This window comes from Vreelandella zhaodongensis (genome assembly GCF_013415115.1).
In the GTDB taxonomy this organism is placed as follows: Bacteria; Pseudomonadota; Gammaproteobacteria; order Pseudomonadales; family Halomonadaceae; genus Vreelandella; species Vreelandella zhaodongensis.
The window spans coordinates 47,510-74,004 of the sequence record NZ_JACCDD010000003.1 but is presented as its reverse complement, the minus strand read 5'-3'; the positions used below and the strand labels follow the sequence as shown (position 1 = coordinate 74,004).

Below are 26,495 nucleotides of genomic sequence, written 5' to 3'. Positions count from 1 at the left end.
TTGATATAGGAAACTCTATAATGATTAAACCTATCTTATCGGTATTAAGTAGTATCGCGCTCATTGGTGTCAGCTCTGCTTACGCTGCCACTATTACTGTTGGAGGGAAGAACTTCACTGAGCAGCAAATTCTAGCGAGCATGACCAGCCAGTATTTAGAAGGGTTAGGCTATGATGTAAATACTCGGGCTGGTATGGGGTCTGCGGTACTTCGGCAAGCACAAGAGAATGGCCAAATAGATGTATATTGGGAGTACACGGGTACTTCGCTGATTAACTACAATAATATCTCTGAACGTCTTAGTGCTGAAGAAACGTATGAGCGCGTCAAAGAGCTTGATGCCGAAAAAGGTCTAGTATGGTTAGAGCCATCTGCTGCAAACAATACTTATGCATTGGCCATGCGAGAAGATGATGCATCAGAACGCGGTATTGCGACTCTGTCTGAGTTGGCAAGTGCAATTAATGATGGTGACTCGCTTTCATTTGGGCTGAACGCTGAATTCTATGCGCGGGATGATGGTTGGCGCCCGCTGATGGAGGCCTATGACTTTAATGTTGGTCGCCGTGATATCAGTCGTATGGATTCAGGGCTTGTGTATCAGGCACTTCGTGATGGGCAGATCGATGTAGGCTTGGTGTTCGCAACTGATGGGCGTATTCCTGCGTTTGGGTTTTATGTTCTTGAAGATGATAAAGACTATTTCCCAGCTTATGCACTAACGCCAGTTGTTCGTCAGGAAACACTGGATCTTCATCCCAATGTAGCGTCTGAGCTTAACGAGCTTTCAGCGCTGTTAGACGATGAAATTATGGCGGCGCTTAATGCTCAGGTTGATGTTGAGCGTAAAAGCATTGAAAATGTATCTAAAGAGTTCTTAGAACAGCATGACATGATGTAAACTGTATTTTAGTGTGAAGCACGACCGCCTCTGGGCGGTCGTTTTTTCGTTAAAGTGGCTCAGTTTTTAAACTGATACTTAGTCTTTTGGTGGGATACGCTATGCATTATCAGGATAAGCTTAAAGTGGCTGCTGCGCAGATGAATAGTATGCTTTTCGATATAGACGCTAATCTTGATCGCCATATCTCATTGATAGAACAGGCAAAGGAGCAAAGCGTTGAGTTATTAGTGTTTCCAGAGCTTTCGTTGACGGGGTACTCCCTTGGAAGCAGTGTGATGAGAGTTGCCATGCCATTAGAAGATGCTCGGTTGATGGCGCTTGCAAAGGCGTGCGAAGGCATGCAGACCATTGTTGGTTTTGTCGAGGAAGCAAGTCCCGGTGAGTACTACAATGCCCTGGCTATTTTACAACATGGTAAGCTGGTTGCTGTTCACCGTAAGCTTAACCTTCCTACGTATGGTGGGTTGGAAGAGGGTAAATGGTTTTCACATGGCAGTGAGCTGACAATGGCGCAGGTGTGTCCAGGTTGGTCTAGCACACCGTTAATATGCGCAGATTTATGGAATCCTGCGTTAGTGCACGCGGCACTGCTACCTCGTCCCACCGTGCTCTGTGCTCCTATCAATTCGGCTTCCGGCGTGGTTAGTCAGGATTTCTCTAACGAGGAGAATTGGCTACTGAATGTACGCTTCTACGCCATGACTTACGGTACACCAGTTATCATGAGCAACCGCTACGGCCCAGAGGAGCAAAGCCACTTCTGGGGTGGGTCGCGCATTATCGGCCCGCGTGGAGAGTTGCTTGCTGAAGCAGAAGATCGCGAAATGCTGATTATGGCTGAGCTGTCACGAACACATATTGCTAGAGCACGTTTTGAGTTGCCCACTCATAGAGATGCAGATACACCACTGATTCGTGAGCTTATGGCTGGTTATCGCTAGGCCTGATAGTGAGGCTGACTAGAGCAGGTGTATTAAGCTAGCTGAGGGACTTTCTTTGTTCACGCGGTGATAGCCCATACTGTTTTCTGTAGCATTTGCTAAAGTGAGATGTTGATGAAAACCCTGTGGCGGTAGCAATGTTCAAAACGCTCATCGATGTCTTACGCAGTAGATTGTCGCCGTGCTCAAGGCGCAATCTAAGATAGTAAGCTGCGGGTGTCAGAGAAAATTTATCTTTAAATAAGCGTTGCAGCTGCCGGTTAGAGATATTAGCCATTTGAGCAATGCTGTCACAGTTAATTGGGTCTTCAATATGTGACTGCATAATTTTAATTGAAATGGACAGCGCAGGATTATGAATGCCTAGCAGTTCCTCGATGGGCATTCGCTGCATTTCATGTGCAGAACGTATGGTGGGGTGGATGCACTGTTCGGCAATTTTTTTTGCTAAGTCACTTCCTTGTTGGCTCTCAATTAATGAGAGCATCATGTCGAGTCCTGCAGTGCCACCAGAGCAAGTCATTATGTTGCCTGAGATTTCAAAAAGCTCATGGGTAACAATCAACTCAGGATACTCTTCTTGCAGGCTAGCCTGATCTTCCCAGTGGATCGTACAGCGTTTGTTCTTTAATACACCCGCTTTCGCGAGAAGAATGCTCCCTGTAGAGGTAGACCCTAAAAGTTTATTACTGCGTGAAATTTCACGTAACCATTTAAATAGGCTTTGATCAGCAATAAGATTGGTGCCTAAACCTGCGACTAAAATAATACTGTCAAGCTGCCGCCATTCGCTCATCGGCAAACTGGGGGTAAAGGCAATACCATTGCTTGCGATGACTGCTTGGTCATTAAGGCTTAGTAGCTCCCAATGATATTCAGGTTCGTTGCTAAGTCGGTTAGCGATACGTAATGGCTCTATCACTGAGCTAAACGAGAGCATCGCGAAATTAGGAAAAAGCAAGAAGCCAATGCTGAAAGGGCGGGATGTCTGCCTGTCGCGTGTCATAATTGTTTTCTTTTATGGCGTTTTAATGTCTTTAACGATGGGGCCGTTATAGCAAGATGTCAATGCCTCAATAGACATCTTGAATATTTTTCGGAGCACTCCATGCAATCAGAAAGCGTCTCAATCTTTAGTGATGGTTTTAAACTTGATGGTTCTTACTACTGGGAAGAAAATAAGCTACAGGAGCATGCGCCAATCGTTATTGTCTGCTCCGGCTTTACTGGTCTCAAGCATATCCATCCTGAGCGTTTTGCTCGTTTTTTAACCAAAAAAGGCTTTTTGTGCTTCGGTTTCGACTATCGCGGATTCGGTGAAAGCGAAGGTGAGCGCGGTAAGGTATTGTTAGAAGAGCAAGTACGCGATATAGCAAGTGTCGTTACTCGTGTGCGGGCTCGTGCCGAACAAGAAGGCCGTGCACTGGTTCTTGCTGGCTGGGGCATGGCCGGTGGCTTAGTGTTAGATGCTTACCGTTTGGTAGAGGATCAGGTTGATGCATTGATCAGCATGAACGGCTTTTTTGACGCTGTGCGTGTACAGAAAGCACTACGCGGCGAGTTGGGGTGGAAAAATTTCCGTCAATTCGTTAAGCAAGAGCGCCTTCGCCTTGCACAAGGAGGAGAGGCACAAAAGATTGATCCGTTTGATATTTATCCGCTTGATCCGATTTCCAAAGGGTATGTTGACGAAGTGCTCCGAAAAACACCCGGTTATGGGCTGACGTCTGATTTAGACTTTGCCGATTCATTGGTCTCTTTCCACCCAGAAGCCCATATTGATCAGCGTTTTGCAAACACACCGCTACTCATTGCGCATGGTGGGGAAAATGACCTCCACCCGGTAACTGAAGCGCATTCGTTGTATGCAGTCTATCCTGGGCCTAAATCATTATTTCTACTTCCAGACGGTGGCCACACCGAATGGATGCTAGACGATGATCCTAAGTTCCAGCGTTTTGCAGCAGTTGTGGCTAATTGGGTGGCATCAAATGTAGCCACTGAGCAAGCTGCTAAGGCGGTGGTGTAAGTAATGCAAAACAGTACGGGTAGTGTCGCTGGAATTCCTGAATGTGCTCCGATGGATCCATCACCTAAGGCACCGCACTTCTTGGTGCCTGCTGGTGCAGTTGACTGCCATGCGCATGTGTTTGGGCCTTCATCGAAGTATCCCTTTCACCCTGGACGCACCTACACACCGCCGGATGCTTCGCTAGAGGAGTACCTTCACCTGCATCAGACGCTTGGTATTCAGCGCGGCATTTTGGTGCAACCAAGTGTGTATGGGGTGGACAACTCAGCTACCCGTCATGCATTACAACGCCTGAGGAAGAGCGGTCATGCCTACCGAGGCGTTGCGGTTGTCGATAGCAGTGTCAGTGATAATAAGTTAGATGCACTGCATGAAGACGGGTTCCGAGGCGTACGGCTTAATATGCTTTTCAAGGGAGGGATATCTTGGAAAGACGTCACCGCTCTTGCAGACAGGTTGGCTGAAAGGGGTTGGCATTTGCAGTTCCTTGTTGATGTTTCTGAATTTGAGAACTTCGAAACACTCATAGGCCAACTTCCTGTTCCCGTTGTGATAGACCACATGGGGCACATGGCATGTGAGAAAGGGCTTGCACAGGAGGGCTTTCAAGCGCTTTGCCGTGCTTTGAAAAATGGCCATGCCTGGGTAAAGCTCTCGGGGGCATACCGCATAACCTCGCTTGATCAAACGCCCTACGATGACGTTGTCCCTTTCGCACAGCAACTGATCCAAGCGAATCCAGAGAGGTGTGTTTGGGGCTCAGACTGGCCTCATCCCCATATCTCCGTACCCATGCCAAATGACGGTGCGCTTTTTGATGAACTTGCATCTTGGGCGCCTGATGTACAAACACGTAAGCGAATATTGGTTGATAATCCAGACGCGCTTTACTTTGGTGACTTAGCCTAAGGAGTCTCTAATTCATGTGATGAGCGCAGACCAGACAAGGCAAAAATCAACGAAAAAGCTCACTATGGTCAAGCGCAATAGTTAATCAGAGGTTTCTTAAGTAACAGCCCCTTATCTAGCAGATGAGGGGCTGTTTTCTTTTTGATATTCAGCCGTTTTAGATTTAACGGCTACGCAAGCATACCAACAACGCCTGAAGCGGGTGGGGTAGGGTTTGTGCTGAGTAGCGTTTTACCTGGCTACGGCAGGAGTAGCCTGTGGCGAGCAGCTTGCCTGCGTTTTCCTTGGCTTCCACCTGGGGCTGCCAGGATTGGGCGTAGATTGTCTTCGATGTGTCGACATTACGGGTTTCATGCCCGTAGGTGCCGGACATCCCGCAACAACCGGTCGCCATTAGCTCAAGCTCTAAACCAAATGCCGCAAACACCTGCCGCCAGGCGTTGGGGCTGCCCGGTGCGTTGGTCTTTTCGGTGCAGTGAGACAGCAGCTTAAAGCCAGGGTCGGTTAGCGTAAGCTGGCTAGGTGCTAGCGTGTTAATACGGGTGGCTAGCCACTCTTGCAGCATCAGCACGTTGGGTACTTGCTCGGCACCTAAGGATTTAACGTACTCCTGGCGATAGGTCAGCGTCATGGCGGGGTCGATACCCACCATCGGCACCTCAAACTCTGCCAACGCCCGCAGGCGCTTGGCCTGTTTTTCCGCCGTGCGCTCAAAGGCGCCTAAAAAGCCCTGTACCTGCAGCGGTTTGCCGTTGGCAGAAAACGGCATCACAAACACCCGCAGATTCAGCCGCGACAGCAGTTCCACCACATCCATCACCAGCTTGGCTTCAAAGTGGCTGGTGAACGCATCCTGGACAATAATCACGCTGTTAGCGCGCTGCTGCTCAGTGAGTAGTGCCAGGGAGGTGGGCGTGGCTTCGGCGATGCCCCAAGCCCTTAGCTGCTTTTTCACGCTGGCACGGGAAAGCTGCGGAGAATCACTCATCCCCAGCCCTTTGCGCATCAAGCTGTCCACCCAGCGCTGGTTGAGTAGGGCGTTATACAGCGGCGCGATCTTGGCAAGCGTTGGCAGCATGAATTCGGTGCCACCAATGATGTAATCGCGCAGCGGGCGCAAATAGCGGCCGTGGTAGACCTCTAAAAACTGCGAACGGAACTGCGGCACGTTGACCTTTATGGGGCACTGGCCTGCGCAGGATTTACACGCCAAGCAACCCGCCATGGCGTCATACACCTGGTGGGAGTAGTCGTGGTGTTGCTGCTTGCTAACGGTGTTCATGACCCGGCGGGGAAAGCTTTTAACAAAGCCCCAGCCGTTTTCGGCTTTTTTCTTGCGCGACTCTTCCACCACATCGATACCCGCCTGGGTTTGTAGGCGTAGCCACTCACGCATCAAACTGGCGCGGCCTTTGGGCGAATGCACACGGTCACGGGTAGCCTTCCAGGAAGGGCACATGGGGTCATCAAGGTCGTAGTTATAACAGGCACCATTGCCGTTGCAGTACACCGCCGCGTCATAGGCCTGCCAGGCACGTTCATCAATGGTGCGATCCAACTGGCCGCGCAGGGTGACGCCATCGACCGTTAACAGATCAGGGTCGCTGTCTTTGGCGATTAGTTCATGGCCTTCTGCGGGCGACGCAATCTTGCCGGGGTTTAGCTGGTTATGCGGATCAAAGGCTGCTTTAACGCGCTGCAGGCTGGGGTACAGCTCACCAAAGAACTTGGGGCCGTACTCCGAGCGCACGCCTTTGCCGTGTTCTCCCCATAACAACCCGCCGTACTTCTGGGTCAGGGCTGCCACTTCATCGGAAATCTCACGAATCAGTTTTTCCTGCGCAGGATCTTTCATATCCAGCGCCGGGCGCACGTGCAGCACTCCCGCATCGACATGGCCAAACATCCCGTATGAAAGTTGCCTAGCATCCAACGCGGCGCGGAACTCAGTAATAAAGTCAGCCAAGTGCTCCGGTGGTACGGCGGTATCTTCCACAAACGCAATCGGGCGCTTTTCGCCCTGCACATTGCCCAGCAAGCCCACCGAGCGTTTACGCATGGCGTAGACTTTTTGGATCTGCGGACGGCCTTCGGCCAGGGTGTAACCTAAACGCTCAACGGTAGCGTCTTGGCTCAAATGGTCAGTGAACGCCTGTACCCGTTCCGCCAAGCGCTCAGGATCATCGTCATTAAACTCGATCAAGTTAATGCCACGAATCGGCGTACTACCGGTGGCGGGGAAAAACTCAGCTACGCTGTCCCAGACAAAATCTTCCATGGCCAGCTGCAGCACCGTGTCATCCACTGTTTCGATGGAAGTGGGCCGAGCGCTGCTGGCCATCAATGCCTTAGCATCGCGCAGCGCGTCCATAAAGCCTGGGTAGCGCACATTAACCAGCGTGGCGTGCTTAGGGATCGGCAGCACGTTCAATACCGCTTCATTCAAAAAGCCCAGCGATCCTTCCGAACCACACAGTAGGCTGTTCAGGTTCAGTTGGCCTTGCGCTTCCCGCAGGTGGGCTAAATCGTAGCCGGTTAAACAGCGGTTAAGCGGCGGAAATTTCGCCTCAATCAAATCGCGCTGCTGGTCAATAATCTCAGCCGCAGTGGTATGCACGCGGCCAAGAATGCCGGATTGCGCAACGGCCTGCTGCTCCTCGTCAGCGCTAAGCGGGCGGCTGTGCAGATGCTGTCCCCCCAGCAGAACCGTGTCCAGTTCCAGCACATGGTCACGGGTTTTGCCGTACTCGCAGCTGCCCTGGCCGCTGGCATCGGTGGAGATCATGCCGCCGATGGTGGCACGGTTAGAGGTCGAAAGCTCCGGGGCAAAAAACAACCCATGGGGCTTCAGCGCCGCGTTGAGTTGATCCTTCACCACGCCCGCCTGAACGCGTACCCGCCGTGCCTCTACATCGATCTCGAGGATCTGATTCATATGGCGGGAAACGTCCACCACGATACCGTCGGTCAACGACTGGCCGTTAGTACCCGTGCCGCCGCCCCGAGGCGTGAGCACAATATCGCGGTGGGGCAGCTCAGCGGCTAGCTTGGCAAGGCGTTCAAGATCTTCCGCGTGCTTAGGAAACACCGCCGCCTGTGGCAAGCGCTGGTAAATCGAGTTATCCGTTGCCAGCACCGTGCGGTTGGCGTAGTCCGGGGCAATCTCGCCTTCGAAACCGCGGGCGTGCAGGGCTTCGAGGAAACGCACGTAATGAGTGCTCAAGCGTTTAAACGGGGCCGTACGAGAATCCAAAGATGCAATCATAGTTGATCAAGCCGTCACTGCTGGGAGCGGATAGGGGATACGCTACTTTACCGCAGCTACCGCGGCTCTGCATCTTGGTGGTACGTCTTATGCACTGCCAAGTGCTTCTTTCACCAGCGCTGCGCTGGTCGCGTTCATGGGCAGTGCCAAAGCAAGCGCATGTGCTTGGGGTGACATCTTGCCCCAGGTTTTTTGCACAATACGCACCATATGGTCGTGCTCGACCTTGCGGGAGAAATCCGCGAAGTAATTTTCCAAAAACACCAGGCAGGCGCAATCTTCCAGCGCTTGCACATCGGCATCGCGACCAAGACCTTTCTTGCGGATAATCGTTGCGGTTCGTTCGGCGTCTGCAGCGCTATAGCCAGCGTCGCGCATCAGCTGGGCAGTGGTATCGCCCGCGCGCTCCCCCTGATCGCGACGCCAGGTTAAATAGCCTATGCGCCCTTCAGGGTAATCGCTGCGCGGCACAAGCCAGCGCTGGAGATGCTGGGCGCGTACTGCCAAACGCAGCTGTTCGGTAGGGGTAGATTGTAACTGTGCTAACCAATGACTCATACGCTGGGCGTAGGCAAGTTCCTGGGGCAGGGTAGTACCATCGTCAAGGGTGGTTTGGCGCGGATCTTGAGCGTGAAGCGTATCAATGGCCGTTAGGGTCTGTTCAAACGCAGAAGTCATAAGAGAGTTCGCATGATTAGGGGAAATTAACGACATGCTAGCAGGTTAGCGGCAGGCCATAAAAAAGCGCCTGCTACATAAAGGCGGCAGGCGCTAAAGCAATATTCACTTTTGCCATAGCAAAATGCTTACTTCATACAAGCCATCACTCCCCATTAAGCCACCCATAGCTCCACGCCGTGCTTTTGCCTACAATAGGCCTCTTTCATCACGGGCGGTGTACGCCGTGTTCCACTGATTTCAGGCCAAGGGATAACTCATGCTCGATCCGAAACTGCTGCGCGGTGATCTTGATGCGGCTGCGCAACAACTGGCCCGGCGGGGCTTCGAACTTGATAAAGCGGCACTGCAAGCGCTGGAATCGCGCCGTCGTGAGTTGCAAACCCAAACCGAGCAGCTGCAAAACGAACGTAATATGCGTTCAAAAGCGATTGGTAAGGCGAAGGCTAGCGGTGAAGATATTCAGCCGTTGCTGGATGAGGTGAGCGATTTAGGTGAGCGCCTGGATAAAGCCAAGAAAGAACTGGCCGAGGTGCAGGAAGAGTGGGATGACGCTATCAGTGGTATTCCCAACCTTCCTCATGAAAGCGTGCCGGAAGGTAAGAGCGAAGACGATAACGTTGAGCTTCACCGTTGGGGTACGCCTCGTGAGTTTGATTTTGAGGTGTTGGATCACGTTGATTTGGGCAAGAAGTCGGGTTATCTCGATTTCGAGCTGGCGGCTAAGCTGACCGGCGCGCGTTTTGCGGTAATGCGTGGGCCGATTGCGCGCCTGCACCGCGCTCTAGCGCAGTTTATGCTGGATACTCAAACCGAGCAGCATGGCTATGAAGAGTGCTATGTGCCGTACATGGTGAATCGCGATTCGCTAATGGGTACCGGCCAGCTGCCAAAATTTGGCGAAGACTTATTCAAGCTGGATGATGAGCGCGAGTATCACCTGATTCCCACCTCGGAAGTGCCGTTAACTAACTTTGTGCGTGATGAGATTGTGGATCAAGCAGCGCTGCCGATGAAGTTGACGGCTCACACGCCGTGTTTCCGCAGTGAAGCGGGCTCTCACGGACGCGATACCCGCGGCATGATTCGTCAGCATCAGTTCGATAAAGTAGAAATGGTGCAGATTGTCGAGCCAGAAAAGAGTTATGAAGCTCTGGAAGAGATGCGCGGCCATGCTGAAGCCATTCTGCAGGCGCTGGCGTTGCCTTACCGCGTAGTCACGCTGTGTACCGGCGATATGGGCTTTGGGGCGGCGAAGACCTACGATTTGGAAGTGTGGTTGCCTAGCCAGGAAACGTATCGGGAAATTTCGTCAATCTCGAACTGTGAAGATTTTCAGGCGCGGCGCATGCAAGCCCGCTTCCGCCATCCTGACGTTAAAAAGCCACAGTTGCTGCATACGTTGAATGGCTCGGGTCTGGCAGTGGGTCGGTGCCTGCTGGCGGTGCTTGAAAACCACCAGCAGGCGGATGGCTCTATTGCTGTTCCTGCTCCTCTTCAACGCTACCTGGGTGGTCTTGAGCGTCTTGTCCTTTAAGAGCCCACTCAACGTTGACCTCGGCATCGATACGAATGGTGCCGGGGCGATAGTCGCTAGCAGAACCACTGCTCATGGCATCGCTCTCAGCGCGTACGGCCATCATGCGGGGTTGAAAGATAGGCGATTGGGTTTCTTCAATGCGCTGAACCTGACCAATGCTTACGCCCAGTGTGCTGGCCATCAAGTCCGCTTTGTGGCGGGCTTTTTCTAGTGCTTTAGTAAGTGCTTCATCGGTAGCGGCGTCGCGGTCCTGGAGATCAAACTGAACACCGTCCAGCGTGTTCACGCCCGCACTTATCATTGCATCAAACACCTCGCCCAATTGGTCTATATTGGTTAGCTCAACACTGAATGGGCGCTCTAGGCGGGTGCGCGTTAGCGTTTCCCGTTCACCGTCATCATTGCGCGGGCCAGCCACATGTTCAGGATAAACATTGAGCGATCCAGCATTGATGGCACGTTGTTCAATGCCGATGTCTTCCATGGCTTTAATCAGCTCGCTGGCACGATTCTCAAGTTGCTCGCGGGCAGCGCTTAGCGCGTCTTTGTCGGTATCCTCAAGGTTGGAAACCGCTGGCGTATTTTCCCACAGCCGTGCAGAGAGAGTCGCTTTGTCGGGTTCAACTTCCACCCACGACTGTGCTTGAACATGTAGGCTAGGGTGCGCGGGGGCTGCTTGCGCAGAAGGCGCGACGAGCAGCGCGAGTAGTGCGCCTCCTAGCATGCTATAACGAAGTCGCTGCAGATAGTTCGAGGGTGTGTTCATAAATCCTTTCCTTACTATTTTGGGGCTCGACTAGCGAGCTGAAAGTTAGCTGGTTACTGAGAACACCGCTTTGAAGGGGAAGGCAGTGTAAAGTTCACTCACAAAGTGGTGGTAAAAAGCAATTGCTCACTATTTCCATAGTTTGCGTGCTAATTTCATAGTTGGATCACTATTGCCAGAGTTTGTGCAATATCAACCGAGCGACCATGCTGTATAGATAAAAGCTAGGGAAAAGGCGATGTCTAAATTGTCGGATGATGACTACCGAAGTATCCCCTTAAACGCGACCTTGGCGCTTGCTGCCTTGGTGGTGATTGTCGCTGGCATGAAGGCAGGAGCTGATTTAATCGTGCCATTGCTGTTGGCTGTTTTTATCGCGGTGGTGTGCACATCGCCTATTCAATGGCTGCATCGGCACGGTTTAGGGATGCGAACCTCGGCTTTCTTAGCATTGATGGTGCTCGTTGGGTTTGTCTCTTTGATTGGTTTGCTGGTAGTGAATAGCTTTAGCACCTTTGTTGAGGCGCTACCAGATATTGAGGCGCGTTTGTATGAGCACTATAGAGATGTTTTGAATGCGCTTGCCAATAGTGGGTTGGCCATCAACCCTGAACAGCTAAGTAATTTATTTGCCATGGAGGACGACGGATCGTGGGTGACAAAATTGCTAGGGGAGCTTGGTAGTCTCTTTATGCAGGGCAGCATTGTGGCACTGTTAGTGATTTTTATGCTGTTTGAAACACTGAATTTCCGGGAGAAAGTGTCGCTTGCCCTGGAAAACCCTGCCCCCAGCCTCAAGCGCTTTAGCGAATTTAGCTTAACGCTGAAACGCTACTTGGCAGTTAAAACAGTGATTAGCTTGGCAACGGCGGTGTTGGTGTGGCTTTCATGCTTGGCGGTGGGCGTGCAGTTTCCACTACTTTGGGCGGTACTGGCCTTTGCGCTTAACTTTATTCCCAATATTGGTTCTGCGTTGGCGGCGATACCGCCGGTGCTTTTGTTGCTGGTTTCCCAGGATGGTGGTGCATTGCAGGCCCTGTTACTGGCCTCTGCCTATCTGGTGATTAATTTTGTGTTGGGGAATTTGATCGAGCCGCGAGTGATGGGGCGGGCGTTAGGGCTATCTACCTTTGTGGCGTTTCTTTCGCTGGTCGTTTGGGGGTGGATTTTTGGGGCCGTCGGCATGCTGCTGTCGGTGGTATTGACGATGACATTGAAAATTGCTCTGGATAGCCACCCGCAAACCCGCTGGATTGCTCACTTGCTTGGACCTGGTGGGCAGAGTAAAGCAAGCACTGGAGATGCAAGCCGTCCCCCATTAGAGCGGGAGTGAAAACGGAGAGGGTTATGGGGAGGTGGTTGTAAGGAGATGGTTGTAAAGAGGTTACCGTGAAGAAATAGCTGTGGAGTGAGACTGGATGGCTAAAATATCACAGTGGGTTACCGCTGGTTTTCAGCGGTAACCCCAACGCAGTTTAAGCGTTTTGATCGATAAACTGGGTCAACTGCGATTTCGACTGAGCACCCACCAGTGAGGCTACTTTTGTTCCAGATTTGAACAGCATCACTGTTGGAACGCCGCGTACACCTTGCTCTGCTGCAATTTCAGGTGCATCGTCAACGTTCACACTAACCACTTTTAAGTTGTCACCGCGTTCGGCGGCTACTTCATCAACCACAGGTGCCATTACTTTACAGGGACCGCACCAGGGGGCCCAAAACTTCAGCAGGACAGGCTGTTCGGCGTTGAGGACTTCTTGCTCAAAATTGGCGTTGGTGACATCAACATTGTTAGCCATTTGTTTCTCCCGTTTGCGTTGCTCTTGCTGGTTCGTTGCCTCAAATGGAGCAACGGTCATTACGCGACTTACTAGCGCACTTTCACCGCGCCAAGTTGGCAGATGTTAGCGGGCGCGGAGGTTGCTGGCAAATTTCCTATGGCGTTTTGACAACGATGATAAAAAATTAAGGGGTGTCCGTAACGCCTATTTTTTATACTATAAGTGAATTATAAGATGTTTTTTTATTCAAAATAGTGTCCTTGATGCGTGTCAGCCCAGTGTGCTGTTGGGGTGTTACGAATTGGTAGTGGCGCGAGGATGCGCGTCAACGTGCTTCCTGCATAGATAATAAGGTGAGGATATGAAGCTACAGCAACTTCGCTATATCTGGGAAGTCAATCGACATAACTTGAATGTCTCGGCCACCGCACAGAGTTTATTTACCTCGCAGCCAGGTATTTCTAAACAAATACGCTTGCTGGAAGATGAGCTCGGCGTTGAGATTTTTGCGCGTAGTGGGAAGCATTTAACCCGGGTCACCCCCGCGGGATTGTCGATCATTGAGTTGGCAGGACAGGTATTAAAGCTGACCGAAAATATAAAACAAGTCGCCCAAGAGCATAGCGATGAGCGCCGAGGAAGTTTGTCAATTGCTACTACCCACACCCAGGCCCGCTATGCGCTGCCGCCCATTATTAGTGAGTTTACGCTTAAATATCCTGATGTTGCATTGCATATGCAGCAGGGAACACCAAAGCAAATTGCCCAGATGGTGAGCGAAGGCCAGGCTGATTTTGCCATTGCCACCGAGTCGTTAGAGCTGTTCACCGATTTAGTATTGCTACCTTGTTACCGTTGGAATCGCTGCGTTTTGGTGCCCAAAGATCACCCCCTTGCATCAATTGATAAACCGCTAACGCTGCAAGCATTGGCCGAACACCCGTTGGTCACGTATGTGTTTGGGTTTACCGGGCGCTCGCAGCTAGATGATGCATTTAAGGCGCAGGGGTTGACACCTAATGTGGTACTAACAGCCGCCGATGCCGACGTGATTAAAACCTACGTGCGACTGGGTATGGGGGTTGGCATCGTTGCCCATATGGCGGTTGACCCAGTGTTGGATGAAGACCTGATCGCGCTGGATGCCAGCCATTTGTTTGCTAGCTCAACGACCAAAATTGGTATCCGCCGTGGCACCTTTATGCGCGGCTATATGTACGACTTTCTGACGCGTTTTGCTCCGCATTTAACTCGCGATCGTGTCGATGAGGCGCTGACAGCCGGGCCGCGTTATGAGCACGAGCTATTTGAGGGCGTGGAGCTCCCAGAGTACTAATCGGAAGTTTCCCCAAGAGCGTTAGATGAATAGCGCATTAGCGTGGTTGAGCTTGCGCGCTATTCATCATTTACCACCTAGGTGTCACGTTTAGTGTTGTAAATGCAATCCGCACTCACGCTTATCTTCCACCTTGGTGGGGTCAAAGTAGTCGAAATTATTAGGTAGGTCGTGAGCTTCTAAGTAGTAGTACATATCTTTTGCTGTCCACTGTAGTAGTGGTGCAACTTTTAAAAGGCCATCGCTGTTACGGCTGGCAGGCTGCATTTTGGCCCGCTCTGGAGTGTCCTCTGCCCGTAACGCGGTAAACCAGACATCCGGCCGCATTTCCCGTAAGGCGCGTTCGAACGGCTCAATCTTTACTTCTTGCGTGAAGGCAGCGTGGCGTGGGTCGTCAATGCTTGGCATTGGCCCCTCTAACGCTTCACGGTGAGCACGGGTTCGCTTAGGAATAAAGCTCACCATGTTTAGATTCAGCCGCTGGATTAAAGCATCGGCGAATTGATAGGTGGCTTCCGTGTTGTAGCCACTATCCATCCACACGATCGGTGTGTCTGGGCGTACCTGGGTCACCATGTGAAGGATCACCGCCTCAAATGGCCGGAAGTTGGTCGTGCAGATGGGGCGCTCACCTTGGCTAAACGCCCACTTAATAAGTTCTTGGGGGTTATTGGCAAAATCGCGGTTAATATTGTCAAGCGCTGAGGACATGCTGACTCCTGTTACAAGGTCGAGTATGACACTAGGCTATCAAAGGGAAGGGGCTCAGCCCCAATACCGTTTGGTTTGGCTTTTATATTTCTTTTTGATTTAAGAATTTTATTCTTTATTCCAAAGCGCCAATAAGGTGGCAAATTTTATCCAGCGTCTCTGTGTACTCTTCTTCTGCCTTGGAATCGGCGACCAGTCCACCACCGCCCCATACATGTAACGTACCTGCATCTGCCACCATGGTACGTATTGCAATCGACGTATCCATACTGCCCCGTGTATCAATGTAGCCCAGGCTTCCGCAATAGACACTGCGCTGGCAGGGTTCGAGTTCATCGATTATCTGCATGGCGCGTACTTTGGGCGCGCCAGTAATAGAGCCGCCGGGAAAAGCTGCCGTTAGCAGGGAAAGTGGCGAGCGATGCTTGGCAAGCTGCCCTTGTACCACGCTCACCAGGTGATGCACGTTAGGGTAGCTCTCTAACTGACACAGCTGCGGCACACGGATAGACCCTGGAGCGCATACCCGCCCTAAGTCATTGCGCAGCAAATCTACAATCATGACATTTTCCGCGCGGTCTTTGGTGCTACTTAATAGCTGTTCTGCTAGGGCGATATCTTCTTCCGGCGACTTACCCCTTGGCCGTGTGCCTTTGATTGGACGGGTTTCCACCAGCCCGTCTCGGCATTGAATAAAGCGCTCGGGGGAAAGCGAGAGCACCGCCTGGTTTTTCCATGCCATAAAGCCTGAGAAGGGCGTCGGTGTTGCTTTTCGTAGGCGTAGGTATGCCTGCCATTCATCGCCTTCGTAGCGCGCTGTAAACCGTTGGGCAAGGTTGATTTGATAGCAGTCGCCAGCGCGAATGTAGCGCTGAACAGCATCAAAGCGTTCGGTGTAATCCGCTTGGCTAAGTTCAGCCTGGAAGGAACTGGTTAATTGAAAGCTTTTATAGGGACTTGTAGAAGGCTGAGCAAGCCATTTTAAAACCGCTTGCTGGCGAGTCGTTGGCGCTATGAGCCACGCGGTTTGCATTTCGTGATCAAAGGTAATGCACCAGTCGTAAAGCCCCAGGCGTGCTAATGGCAGATTGGTCACGTTGGGGTGACGGCTAGGAATCGCGAGGTTATTGCGTCCCAGGTCATAGCTCCAGTAGCCAATCAGGCCACCTAAAAATGGTAGCTCGCTGGGTATGTCTGCGCTGGGCAACTGCTCAAGCATCCACTGTTGCTGGGCGGTCATATCGCCAGTAAGTGCCGCAGGGAGCTCAAGCTGCGCTGACGTGAAGTTGGTTTGGCCGTCAGGCATAACTTCCAGTGTGGCTAGCGGATCACTACTAATGATGTCGTAGCGCCCATTCGCTGTTGGGCGACCGCTATCCAGCAGTACTGCCCCTGGGCGTTGTCGCAAACAGGAAAACGTCTCCAGTGGGTCAGGAGAGTAGGGCAGGGCTTTAATGGTCAACGCCGATGTCATGAAGCAAACGCCTGGCCAGTGGGGGGCCATGCATTTTAGAGGTCGTTAATCGATGACACCAGTAGAGTACACCGACGCATTTCTCACGGTTGGTAAAAAATAATGAACGGAAAGGGGCGATTGTTGACATTTAAGTGGGGGTGAAACGTGACGTTACACGAAAGGCGAATAAAATCGAGCATTTTGACTAGTTGACGACACAAAAATGGCAGGCTAAAGTTCTTCTACCCCATAATTGTCGACAATTAGCCATGACCTCACTGACTACGCTTTCTCGATCTACTGCTGATACGCCCAGTGACCAGATCTCGCCTGAAGTCCGAACACTGGCTGAGCGGGTATTTCATCAGCTTCAAGACGCTATTGTACGTGGAGAGCTGGCGCCGGGCAGCAAAATTACCGAGCCGGGACTTTCTAAAACCTACGGTATTTCTCGCGGGCCGTTGCGCGAAGCCATGCGGCGTTTAGAGGCGCACCGCCTAATTGAGCGTGTGCCTCACGTTGGCGCACGGGTTGTCAAACTCTCGATGAAAGAGCTGCTTGAGTTGTTTGATGTGCGCGAAGCGCTTGAGAGTATGGCAGCACGCTTGGCTGCAGAGCATATGTCTGCCGAAGAAATTCAAGGGCTGCGAGAGGTGCTTGCACTCCATGAAGAGCAGGCAGACCTCAAACGTGGCGAAGCCTACTACCAGCGCGAAGGTGATCTCGACTTTCACTATCGCATTGTGCAAGGCAGCCACAACAAAATGCTGATGAACCTGCTTTGCGATGACCTCTACTACTTAGTGCGTCTTTATCGCACTCAGTTTAGTGCCAGCGGTAAGCGACCCCAGCTCGCTTTTGTAGAGCACCACCGTATTGTGGATGCCATTGAAGCCGGTGATGCCGAGTTGGCTGAGTTGCTGATGCGACGCCACGTAAGCGCTTCTCGGGCAAACGTCGCCGACCGCTATGCCGCCATTCTTGAACAACAATCAACGTCATCAGCGGATTAGTTCGATACGCCTATCCGCCAAGCCTTTTAAAGGAGCAACGCCAATGTCCACCTCATCTATTCTCACGCCAGGTGCTCGCTTTCGTGCTGCACTAGAAGCGAACCGCCCACTACCGATTCTAGGCACGATTAACGCGTATACCGCGATGATGGCCGAGCGAGTGGGACATCAAGCGATTTATCTGTCGGGTGGTGGCGTGGCTAACGCTTCCTTTGGCTTGCCGGATTTGGGAATGACCAGCATGAATGACGTGGTGGAAGATGCACACCGTATCTGCGGTGCTACCGACCTTCCGCTGTTGGTGGATATCGACACGGGCTGGGGCGGTGCCTTTAATATTTCGCGTACCGTTAAAGAGATGCAGCGCGCAGGCGTTGCTGCCGTTCACCTAGAAGATCAAGTGGCTCAAAAGCGCTGCGGTCATCGCCCTAATAAAGCCATTGTGTCCCAGCAGGAAATGGTTGACCGCATTAAGGCCGCGGCAGATGCCAAATTAGATCCTGATTTTTATCTGATTGCGCGTACCGACGCGTTCCAGAAAGAGGGCTTAGACGCTGCCATCGAGCGCGCTAACGCCTGCGTGGAAGCGGGAGCAGACGCGATCTTCGCCGAAGCCGTGCACACACTGGATGACTATCGTGCATTCTGTTCGCGCGTGAATGCCCCGATTCTGGCCAACATCACTGAATTTGGCGCAACACCGCTGTTCTCTCAGCAGGAGCTGGGCGAGGTGGGCTGTCGCATGGTGCTTTATCCGCTCTCTGCATTCCGCGCCATGAATGCTGCCGCATTAAAGGTGTATCAGAGCATTTTGGATAACGGTCATCAAAAAGACGTGGTTGATACTATGCAGACCCGCGATGAGCTTTACGACTTTTTGAATTATCACGATTTCGAGCAAAAGCTCGATGCGCTATTTGCTGAGCAGAAAGACGCTTAATAGCCGTTGATACCATCATCAATACTAAAACATATAAAAAGAGCTAACAGGAGACACGACATGGCTGATAAACCACAAAACAGCGCAGGACTTCGTGGACAAAGCGCTGGTTCAACAGCGCTGTGTACGGTGGGTAAAACGGGCTCCGGATTAACCTATCGTGGCTATGATATTAAAGAGCTGGCCGAGAAGGCGAAGTTTGAAGAAGTTGCGTATTTGTTACTGAAAGGCAAGCTGCCCAACCAAGCCGAGCTTGATAGCTACATCACCAAGCTGAAGGGGCTGCGCGGTTTACCCGATGCCCTGAAAACCGTGCTGGAGCAAATTCCCAAAGATGCGCATCCGATGGATGTGATGCGCACAGGCACCTCCATGCTGGGTAACTTGGAAACGGAAGAGAGCTTTGACCAGCAGCAGGATGTTTCTGATCGTCTGTTAGCGGTGCTGCCTTCGATTATTTGCTACTGGTACCGTTTCAGCCACGACGGTGTCCGCATCGATACCGAAACCGATGATGCCTCGGTAGGTGGTCACTTCCTGCATATGCTGCGCGGTGAGCCGGCCTCTGAGTTACATGCACGGGTCATGAACGTATCGCTGATTCTATACGCCGAGCATGAGTTTAATGCATCAACGTTCACGGCGCGGGTTTGTGCCTCGACGCTTTCCGATATGCACTCTTGTGTCACCGGTGCGATTGGTTCACTGCGGGGCCCGTTGCATGGCGGTGCTAATGAAGCGGCTATGGCAATGATCGAGAACTGGGCATCGCCGGAAGAAGCCGAGCGCGAAATGCTCGGTATGCTTGAGCGTAAAGAGAAGATCATGGGCTTTGGTCATGCGATTTACCGCGAGTCAGACCCGCGTAATGAAATCATCAAAGAGTGGTCGCAGAAGCTTGCCGATGACGTAGGCGACAGCGTGCTTTACCCCGTTTCTGTGCGCTGTGAAGACGTCATGTGGCGTGAGAAGAAGCTGTTTTGCAACGCGGACTTCTTCCATGCCAGTGCTTACCACTTCATGGATATTCCGACCAAGCTGTTCACGCCGATTTTCGTGATGTCCCGCTTGACGGGCTGGGCAGCCCACGTATTTGAGCAGCGCGCCAATAACCGCATTATTCGCCCCAGCGCCGACTACACTGGCCCTGAGAAGAGCGAGTGGGTGCCCATCGAAGCGCGTGACTAACCCTTAACGGGCCGTGATTAAGTGAGAGGCATTATGAACACGAATTATCGCAAGCCGCTGCCAGGCGTGACAGCAGAAGGCGCTCCGGTAGATTTCTTCGATGCGCACCAAGCCGTTGAAGATATCAAGCCCGGCGCCTACGCGACGCTGCCCTATACTTCCAGGGTGTTAGCCGAACAGCTGGTTCGACGCTGCGACCCTGCGTTGTTAACTGATGCACTGAAGCAGCTTATCGAGCGTAAGCAGGATCTGGATTTTCCCTGGTACCCGGCACGCGTCGTGTGCCACGACATCCTGGGGCAAACCGCGTTAGTCGACCTCGCTGGCCTACGGGATGCCATTGCTGAGAAGGGCGGTGATCCGGCTAAAGTGAATCCTGTGGTGCCTACACAGCTGATCGTTGATCACTCATTGGCTGTTGAGCACGCTGGGTTCGAGAAAGACGCTTTCGAGAAAAACCGTCAGGTGGAAGATCGCCGTAACGATGACCGCTTCCATTTTATTAACTGGACCAAAGTGGCTTTTGAGAACGTCGATGTGATTCCACCGGGCAACGGCATTATGCACCAGATCAATCTGGAAAAAATGTCGCCGGTGGTGCAGTGCCGCCCTGATGAACAAGGCGTGCGTATTGCTTACCCAGATACCTGCGTAGGCACCGATAGCCACACGCCAATGGTCGATGCGCTTGGCGTCATTTCCGTCGGTGTTGGCGGCCTTGAAGCGGAAAGCGTAATGCTGGGCCGTGCTTCGATGATGCGCCTGCCGGATATTGTCGGTGTAGAACTCTCTGGCAAACTGCAGCCAGGCATCACCAGTACCGATATGGTATTGGCGATTACTGAATTTCTACGCAAAGAGCGAGTAGTCGGTGCTTACCTGGAGTTTTACGGAGAAGGTGCCGACGCGTTAACCGTTGGTGATCGGGCGACCATTTCCAACATGACGCCGGAGTATGGTGCCACGGCGGCGATGTTCTACATCGATAACCAAACCATTGATTACCTGAAGCTCACGGGTCGTGAAGATGAACAGATAGCCCTGGTCGAAGCCTACGCCAAGCACACGGGGCTGTGGGCCGATAGTCTAAAAACTGCCGAGTATGGGCGGATACTGCGCTTCGATCTTTCAAGCGTTACCCGCACTTTGGCAGGGCCTTCCAATCCTCATGCTCACTTGCCTACTTCGGAGCTTGCCCAGCGCGGTATTGCAATTGATCTGGATAAAGCACGTGCCGACGAGCAAGCGGGCAGAATGCCGGATGGCGCGGTCATCATCGCCGCTATTACTAGCTGTACGAATACCTCTAACCCGCGCAACATGGTGGCAGCAGGCTTAATTGCCCGAAATGCCAATCGCTTAGGGTTAACCCGTAAGCCGTGGGTAAAGTCGTCGCTGGCGCCGGGTTCGAAAACCGTCAAGATGTACTTAGAAGAAGCTGGCTTGATGGATGAGCTGGAAAACCTTGGTTTTGGTGTCGTGGCCTACGCCTGTACGACCTGTAACGGTATGTCTGGCGCTTTAGACCCGACGATTCAGGAAGAGATTATCGATCGTGATCTGTACGCCACGGCGGTGCTTTCCGGTAACCGTAACTTTGACGGGCGCATTCACCCCTATGCTAAGCAGGCATTTTTGGCATCGCCGCCATTAGTGGTTGCTTACGCGATTGCGGGCACTATTCGCTTTGATATTGAGAAAGACGTGCTGGGTACCGACCATGACGGTAACCCCGTCACGCTGAAAGATATCTGGCCCGACGATAGCGAAATCGATGCGATTGTGAAGGCGTCGGTGAAGCCTGAGCAGTTCCGCCAAACCTATATTCCGATGTTTGACCTCGACAAGAGCGCCCGCGCCCAGGTAAGCCCGCTTTACGAATGGCGGCCCCAGAGTACCTATATTCGTCGCCCGCCCTACTGGGAAGGCAATATGGCTGCCGAACGTGGTCTGAAAGGTATGCGTCCGTTGGCGATTTTGCCGGACAATATCACCACCGACCACTTGTCCCCCTCTAACGCGATTATGCTGGACAGCGCAGCAGGCGAGTACCTGGATAAAATGGGCCTGCCCGAGGAGGATTTTAACTCCTATGCGACCCATCGTGGCGACCACTTAACCGCCCAGCGGGCGACGTTGGCCAACCCCAAGCTGTTCAATGAAATGGTGCACGACGAGCAGGGTAATGTTCTGCAGGGGTCATTGGCACGTGTTGAGCCTGAGGGCACCGTTACGCGGATGTGGGAAGCCATTGAAACGTATATGGCCCGTAAGCAGCCGCTGATCATCATTGCCGGTGCGGATTATGGTCAGGGTTCCTCGCGTGACTGGGCGGCGAAAGGCGTTGCCCTGGCGGGTGTGGAAGCCATAGTAGCCGAGGGCTTTGAGCGTATTCATCGTACCAACTTAATTGGTATGGGGGTGATGCCGCTACAGTTTGAAGAGGGCACCACACGGAAAACCCTAGCGCTGGACGGTACGGAAGTCTTCGACGTAGAAGGTGTGCCGCAGCCGGGAGCCAAGCTGACGCTGATTATTCATCGTCAAAGTGGCACGACTGAACGGGTGCCAGTGATTTGCCGCATTGATACTGCCGAAGAGGTCACAATCTACTCTGCCGGTGGGGTATTGCAGCGTTTCGCCCAGGACTTTCTTGAGTCCACCACGGCGTAGCCAAGCAGGCGTGTAACGTGGTGCGCCAAGGCGATTAATGAAGGAGCCCGTCGCTAAGCGCCGGGCTCTTTTTTCGGCATGCGGTTAGTGAACATGGTCATTGAGAAACGACATTGAGCATGGTCATTAGGCATCGTCATCGAAAATGGTTAGGGAGCGTTGTTTATGTCTCATGTTGCGCAAATCAGTATTCCCGCCACCTATATGCGAGGTGGCACTAGTAAAGGGGTGTTCTTTACCCTAAATGACTTACCCGAGGCAGCTAGAGTGCCGGGAGAAGCGCGGGATAGGCTGCTGATGAGGGTGATTGGTAGCCCAGACCCCTATGAGAAACAGATCGATGGGATGGGAGGAGCGACGTCCAGCACTAGTAAAACCGTCATTCTTTCCAAGAGCGAGTCGCCGGATCACGATGTGGACTACCTGTTTGGCCAGGTCTCTATCGATAAGCCATTTGTGGATTGGAGTGGCAACTGCGGCAACTTATCTGCAGCAGTAGGTCCTTACGCGATAGCCAATGGGTTAGTTGATCCCGCCAAAATACCGCAAAACGGTGTCGCTGAAGTGCGCATTTGGCAGGTCAATATCAGTAAAACCATTGTCTCTCAAGTGCCTATTGTTAATGGGCAGGTACAAGAGAACGGTGATTTTGAGCTAGATGGTGTGACCTTTCCTGCCGCTGAGATCCCTGTAGCCTTTATGGACCCTGCGGATGGTGAGGGAGCCATTTTCCCAACCGGCAATCTGGTCGATGATTTAGAGGTGCCAGGGGTAGGCGTTCTGAAGGCAACGCTGATTAATGCAGGTATCCCCACCGTGTTTATTAATGCCCAGGATATTGGTTATACCGGCTGTGAACTTCAGGATGCGATTAATAGCGATACCAAAGCGCTTGCCATGTTCGAGACTATTCGTGCTCACGGTGCAGTGCGTATGGGGTTGATTAAGCACGTTGATGAAGCGGCTAGCCGACAGCATACGCCTAAGGTGGCCTTCGTTGCTCCACCTGCCAGCTATACGGCATCGAGTGGCAAAGCGGTGAGCGCGGAAAACATTGACCTTGTGGTAAGGGCGCTTTCAATGGGCAAGCTGCACCACGCAATGATGGGTACCGCAGCGGTGGCTATTGGCGCGGCGGCAGCCATTCAGGGCACGTTAGTAAATTTAGCCGCAGGTGGTGAGGAGCGCGAAGCGGTTACCTTTGGGCATCCTTCTGGCTCGTTGCGTGTCGGTGCAAAAGCCAGCCTGACGGATGGGCGTTGGCAGATTGATCAAGCCGTCATGAGCCGAAGTGCGCGGGTGTTAATGGAGGGCTCTGTACGGATACCTGGCGATAGCTTTTGATCGACCATAGTGTGCTAGACATGACAGCCGCTTGAGGGTTTCCCAGGCGGCTGTATCACTTGATTTGGCGGTGAGTTTTGTAGGTAACGTCTGGCTTATCTACTTATTCATTAACCGCGTTACTCACTCATTAACCGTGACCTGGTCACGCATCTGATCAACAGTGGCAGGACCAATGCCGCTCACGCGGGTGAGGTCATCGGCATCCACAAACGTCCCATTATTGTCGCGCTCTTCAATAATGGCGGCTGCACGGCTTGGTCCGATGCCCGGTAGTTCGGCAAGCAGTTCAGCATCAGCCGTATTGATATTAATGGGGGCTATGTTTTGTGCCATAGCGATGCTTGATACCCCTAAGCTTAAGCTCAGTAATAGTGCAGCCAACAGTCCTTTTAGCATTGTTTTCATTGTTGATATCCTCTTTAGTTTTCCCTGGAGTCGCCGCTCCTGACTACGCACTTATGCATTGCGGCGGTTTGCATACGCAAAAGGTGAGAGTCTCTCTTCTTCGCCCTTTGCTTTGACTAAATTAATACGTTTTAGAGGAGAGTTCTGTAAGCCATTAACGATAGAGTTTGTAAGATTTTAACCATGTGAAAATGGTTAATCGCTTACACAGTGAGTAGGAGTTGGCTGGTATAATGTTTGAAATGAAAAATGGAGTTAAGCGTAGTGGCTACTGATTCCCCGTTGATTATTGCTTTGGATTACCCTTCGCTGGATGCAGCACTGTGTATGGCAGACCAGTTAGACCCTAAGCGCTGCCGCGTAAAGGTAGGCAAAGAACTATTTACCCGCAGTGGCCCAGCAGTGCTGGAAGCGTTACATGGGCGTGGTTTTGAGATTTTTCTAGATTTAAAATTTCATGATATTCCCAATACGGTGGCGAGCGCGGTGCAGGCGGCGGCCGAGCAGGGTGTGTGGATGGTTAACGTGCATGCTTCTGGTGGGCGTAAGATGATGGAAACGGCGGTTAAACGCTTAGATGACAACGGTTTACACACCCACCTCATCGCTGTCACGGTACTCACCAGCATGCAAGCCGACGATCTAAGCGAAACAGGCATTGGAGCTACCCCAGAAGCGCATGTGTTACGTTTAGCGGCATTAACCCAGCAGAGCGGCCTGAGTGGTGTTGTTTGTTCCGCCCAAGAGTCTGCGCAAATCAAAACGCTTTGTGGCACTGATTTCTTGAAAGTGACGCCAGGTATTCGGCCTAGTTTTGCTGCTGCCAATGACCAGCAGCGCATTATGACCCCTAGCGATGCAATGCGTGCCGGTAGCACACATCTGGTGGTTGGGCGTCCGGTCACCCAGGCAGAAGACCCCATGGCAGCACTGGCCGCTATTGATGCTGAACTTGCGTCTAACTAACGGTTTGGTTACTCACCATCGACGCCGGTAATGGGTTTAATGGTGCCCCAGCGACGACAGCTAGGGCATTGCCAGGCGAGGCTGTCGCTGGAAAAACCACAGCGGCGGCAACGGTGACGCGGTCGGCCCTCTAGCAGCGCATTGGTATGGTGTTTTAATAGCAACAGGCGTGTATCGGGGAGCGCTCTTCCACTTAAGCGGTGGCTTTCATGGTAGAGGTCGATTAAATAGTCTAGCCCGCCAAGACTAGGGGCTTCCCTGAGCCATTCGCCAGTGCGCTCAATGGCGCAATCCACACCATCCCGATGGTGGATGAGTTCGCCTAAGGTGATAATGATACTGGTGTAGGGCGCTTGGCCTAGCAATCGATACAGGTGAGTTTCAAAGCCTTGGATATCGTCGTTGCGCTCGTAGGCGCGCTGAAGTGCCGGCAGCATGGTTGGGATATGGGCGATATCCTGGTTAGGGATATGGTCTAGTCGCTCGATCGCTCGCGTGTAATGACCATTATCCATTTCTAAGTCGGCGAGTAGTAATGTCGCGCGGACACATCGCTCATCCAGTTGTAGCGCCTTTTTAAGGTGTTTGCGAGCCAGTGCTCGACTGGCTTGATGAATTTCCTCTTGGGCAAGTTCACATAGCCAGTGGGCAGCTGGGCGACGCATGCCGGGTTGCTGCTTGAACAGTGATTGAGCCACATCAAGGGCATCCAGCCAGCCTTTTTCACGCTCTAATAAGTCAATCAAGAGCCGTTTGGCTTCCTCGCGGTAGGTGTCATTGGCGGACTGGTCTAGTAATGTTTGCAGTAACCGTTGCGCACGGTCATGAACGCCTAACGCCACAAAATCACGCGCTAATTCAAGCTGCACATGTTCATTGGTGGAGGTGGATAGGGCAGGGCGAGCGAGTAGGTTTTGGTGGATGCTAACGGCTTTATCCGCTTCACCGCGTGCTCGAAACAATTTGCCTAAGGCAATGTGAGTTTCTACCGTGTCGCTATTTATATCCAGGGCATTGACAAACGTATTGATGGCTTCGTCGGGCTGCTCGTTAAGCAGATAATTAAGCCCGACGAAGTACTCTTTCGATAAGTCTGTAGAGCGAGAAGTATGGGTGCGTAGACGTCGGGCGGTGTAGCGAACGCCCAAACCAAATCCGATGGCAATGGCTGCCAACAGTACGCCTAGCAGCACGGCATCACGCATTTAAGCTAGTTCCTTGAGCTCCTGAGTGCGAAGGCGGTCCAACTCTTTGCGCTGCTGCTTATTATGGCGTTCACTGCGTGCTAGCCGCGCTTTCAGCCGAACATACACGCCTAGCATGGCGAGCATACCCAAGACGACACCCAATGCTAACGTGGCGAGTAGCCATACAGAGAGAGAGACGGGAGGCAGTTCTGCCCAGATCAGGTTCAAGGCAATAGTTTGCTGGTTGTTGACGGCAAATAAAATGCCTACCAGTAGAACAACCAGCAATATGACGGCCAGAATCAGCCCTTTGATCCAACGCATGAGAGTTTCCTAGTCAGTGACATTCATAATAGCTCTATTGTGTATGAGTCGCAGCGTGGCGTCATCCCGCAGAAAGTCGGATAACGTGATTATAAATAATCACGTTACTAACGACGCCGAGTGTGCAGAGTC

At 52.2% G+C, this 26,495-nt stretch carries 23 protein-coding genes; 13 read left to right on the top strand and 10 right to left on the bottom strand.

What is annotated here, in order from left to right; genetic code table 11:
- Positions 1-20: 20 nt before the first annotated feature.
- Together HZS79_RS06820 and HZS79_RS06815 are read left to right on the top strand one after the other, a co-directional pair.
- A complete protein-coding gene (locus tag HZS79_RS06820; protein ID WP_179927415.1) occupies positions 21-902 on the top strand; it encodes a glycine betaine ABC transporter substrate-binding protein in 882 nt (293 codons plus the stop codon).
- Between the two features lie 101 nt (positions 903-1,003).
- Entirely contained in the window at positions 1,004-1,846 is an 843-nt protein-coding gene (locus HZS79_RS06815) for a nitrilase-related carbon-nitrogen hydrolase (protein WP_179927414.1), read from the top strand.
- A gap of 37 nt (positions 1,847-1,883) precedes the next feature.
- Here HZS79_RS06815 and HZS79_RS06810 read toward each other — a convergent pair whose 3' ends face one another.
- Positions 1,884-2,852, bottom strand: a complete 969-nt coding sequence (locus HZS79_RS06810) for a GlxA family transcriptional regulator (RefSeq protein WP_179927413.1) — start codon at positions 2,850-2,852, stop codon at positions 1,884-1,886.
- 102 nt (positions 2,853-2,954) lie between these two features.
- Here HZS79_RS06810 and HZS79_RS06805 point away from each other — a divergent pair, with 102 nt between their 5' ends.
- Positions 2,955-3,875, top strand: coding sequence for an alpha/beta hydrolase (locus HZS79_RS06805; RefSeq protein WP_179927412.1), 921 nt, complete (start codon positions 2,955-2,957; stop codon positions 3,873-3,875).
- A 3-nt stretch (positions 3,876-3,878) separates the two neighbouring features.
- Positions 3,879-4,787 (top strand): amidohydrolase family protein, encoded by a 909-nt coding sequence (locus HZS79_RS06800; protein WP_246311427.1) that lies wholly within the window; start codon positions 3,879-3,881, stop codon positions 4,785-4,787.
- 163 nt (positions 4,788-4,950) lie between these two features.
- Here the strand turns inward: HZS79_RS06800 and ydiJ are convergent, their stop codons facing one another.
- Together ydiJ and HZS79_RS06790 are read right to left on the bottom strand one after the other, a co-directional pair.
- On the bottom strand, positions 4,951-8,052 hold the full coding sequence (ydiJ, locus tag HZS79_RS06795; RefSeq protein ID WP_179927411.1) for a D-2-hydroxyglutarate dehydrogenase YdiJ: 3,102 nt from the start codon (positions 8,050-8,052) through the stop codon (positions 4,951-4,953).
- A gap of 87 nt (positions 8,053-8,139) precedes the next feature.
- Complete coding sequence (locus tag HZS79_RS06790) at positions 8,140-8,730, bottom strand: DUF4202 domain-containing protein (protein WP_162219374.1); 591 nt, start codon at positions 8,728-8,730, stop codon at positions 8,140-8,142.
- Between the two features lie 259 nt (positions 8,731-8,989).
- Between HZS79_RS06790 and serS the strand changes: the two genes are divergently transcribed.
- Positions 8,990-10,267 carry a serine--tRNA ligase gene (gene serS / locus HZS79_RS06785; RefSeq protein ID WP_162219373.1) on the top strand — a complete coding sequence of 426 codons (1,278 nt, stop codon included), beginning with the start codon at positions 8,990-8,992 and terminating at the stop codon, positions 10,265-10,267.
- On the opposite strand, the gene HZS79_RS06780 is transcribed toward serS, so the two are convergent.
- A complete protein-coding gene (locus tag HZS79_RS06780; RefSeq protein ID WP_179927410.1) occupies positions 10,206-11,036 on the bottom strand; it encodes an SIMPL domain-containing protein in 831 nt (276 codons plus the stop codon). The two genes, serS and HZS79_RS06780, sit on opposite strands and share 62 nt — an antisense overlap.
- Positions 11,037-11,274: 238 nt before the next feature.
- Between HZS79_RS06780 and HZS79_RS06775 the strand changes: the two genes are divergently transcribed.
- The gene (locus HZS79_RS06775) at positions 11,275-12,369 is read left to right on the top strand and encodes an AI-2E family transporter (protein ID WP_162219371.1); all 1,095 of its coding nucleotides are present in this window, start codon (positions 11,275-11,277) and stop codon (positions 12,367-12,369) included.
- Between the two features lie 142 nt (positions 12,370-12,511).
- Here the strand turns inward: HZS79_RS06775 and trxA are convergent, their stop codons facing one another.
- Positions 12,512-12,895, bottom strand: coding sequence for a thioredoxin (trxA, locus tag HZS79_RS06770; RefSeq protein ID WP_162219370.1), 384 nt, complete (start codon positions 12,893-12,895; stop codon positions 12,512-12,514).
- A gap of 283 nt (positions 12,896-13,178) precedes the next feature.
- On the opposite strand from trxA, the gene cysB reads away from it, so the two are divergent.
- Positions 13,179-14,153 carry an HTH-type transcriptional regulator CysB gene (gene cysB / locus HZS79_RS06765; protein WP_162219369.1) on the top strand — a complete coding sequence of 325 codons (975 nt, stop codon included), beginning with the start codon at positions 13,179-13,181 and terminating at the stop codon, positions 14,151-14,153.
- Between the two features lie 90 nt (positions 14,154-14,243).
- Here the strand turns inward: cysB and HZS79_RS06760 are convergent, their stop codons facing one another.
- On the bottom strand, positions 14,244-14,864 hold the full coding sequence (locus HZS79_RS06760; RefSeq protein WP_162219368.1) for a phosphoadenosine phosphosulfate reductase domain-containing protein: 621 nt from the start codon (positions 14,862-14,864) through the stop codon (positions 14,244-14,246).
- A gap of 115 nt (positions 14,865-14,979) precedes the next feature.
- Positions 14,980-16,338 carry an aminodeoxychorismate synthase component I gene (gene pabB / locus HZS79_RS06755; protein WP_179927409.1) on the bottom strand — a complete coding sequence of 453 codons (1,359 nt, stop codon included), beginning with the start codon at positions 16,336-16,338 and terminating at the stop codon, positions 14,980-14,982.
- Positions 16,339-16,589: 251 nt separating this feature from the next.
- Between pabB and HZS79_RS06750 the strand changes: the two genes are divergently transcribed.
- The 5 genes from HZS79_RS06750 to prpF all read left to right on the top strand — a co-directional run bounded on the left by HZS79_RS06750 (position 16,590) and on the right by prpF (position 23,478).
- On the top strand, positions 16,590-17,333 hold the full coding sequence (locus HZS79_RS06750; RefSeq protein WP_162219366.1) for a GntR family transcriptional regulator: 744 nt from the start codon (positions 16,590-16,592) through the stop codon (positions 17,331-17,333).
- A 43-nt stretch (positions 17,334-17,376) separates the two neighbouring features.
- The gene (gene prpB, locus HZS79_RS06745) at positions 17,377-18,273 is read left to right on the top strand and encodes a methylisocitrate lyase (RefSeq protein WP_179927408.1); all 897 of its coding nucleotides are present in this window, start codon (positions 17,377-17,379) and stop codon (positions 18,271-18,273) included.
- 60 nt (positions 18,274-18,333) lie between these two features.
- Complete coding sequence (gene prpC / locus HZS79_RS06740) at positions 18,334-19,461, top strand: bifunctional 2-methylcitrate synthase/citrate synthase (RefSeq protein WP_162219364.1); 1,128 nt, start codon at positions 18,334-18,336, stop codon at positions 19,459-19,461.
- A gap of 33 nt (positions 19,462-19,494) precedes the next feature.
- Entirely contained in the window at positions 19,495-22,134 is a 2,640-nt protein-coding gene (gene acnD / locus HZS79_RS06735) for a Fe/S-dependent 2-methylisocitrate dehydratase AcnD (RefSeq protein ID WP_179927407.1), read from the top strand.
- 165 nt (positions 22,135-22,299) lie between these two features.
- Positions 22,300-23,478 carry a 2-methylaconitate cis-trans isomerase PrpF gene (gene prpF, locus HZS79_RS06730; protein WP_179927406.1) on the top strand — a complete coding sequence of 393 codons (1,179 nt, stop codon included), beginning with the start codon at positions 22,300-22,302 and terminating at the stop codon, positions 23,476-23,478.
- 123 nt (positions 23,479-23,601) lie between these two features.
- Here the strand turns inward: prpF and HZS79_RS06725 are convergent, their stop codons facing one another.
- Positions 23,602-23,886, bottom strand: a complete 285-nt coding sequence (locus HZS79_RS06725) for a ComEA family DNA-binding protein (RefSeq protein WP_162219361.1) — start codon at positions 23,884-23,886, stop codon at positions 23,602-23,604.
- Between the two features lie 264 nt (positions 23,887-24,150).
- On the opposite strand from HZS79_RS06725, the gene pyrF reads away from it, so the two are divergent.
- Complete coding sequence (pyrF, locus tag HZS79_RS06720) at positions 24,151-24,852, top strand: orotidine-5'-phosphate decarboxylase (protein WP_179927405.1); 702 nt, start codon at positions 24,151-24,153, stop codon at positions 24,850-24,852.
- An 8-nt stretch (positions 24,853-24,860) separates the two neighbouring features.
- On the opposite strand, the gene lapB is transcribed toward pyrF, so the two are convergent.
- On the bottom strand, positions 24,861-26,057 hold the full coding sequence (lapB, locus tag HZS79_RS06715) for a lipopolysaccharide assembly protein LapB (protein ID WP_179927404.1): 1,197 nt from the start codon (positions 26,055-26,057) through the stop codon (positions 24,861-24,863).
- Complete coding sequence (locus HZS79_RS06710) at positions 26,058-26,363, bottom strand: lipopolysaccharide assembly protein LapA domain-containing protein (RefSeq protein WP_179927403.1); 306 nt, start codon at positions 26,361-26,363, stop codon at positions 26,058-26,060.
- Positions 26,364-26,495 lie beyond the last annotated feature (132 nt).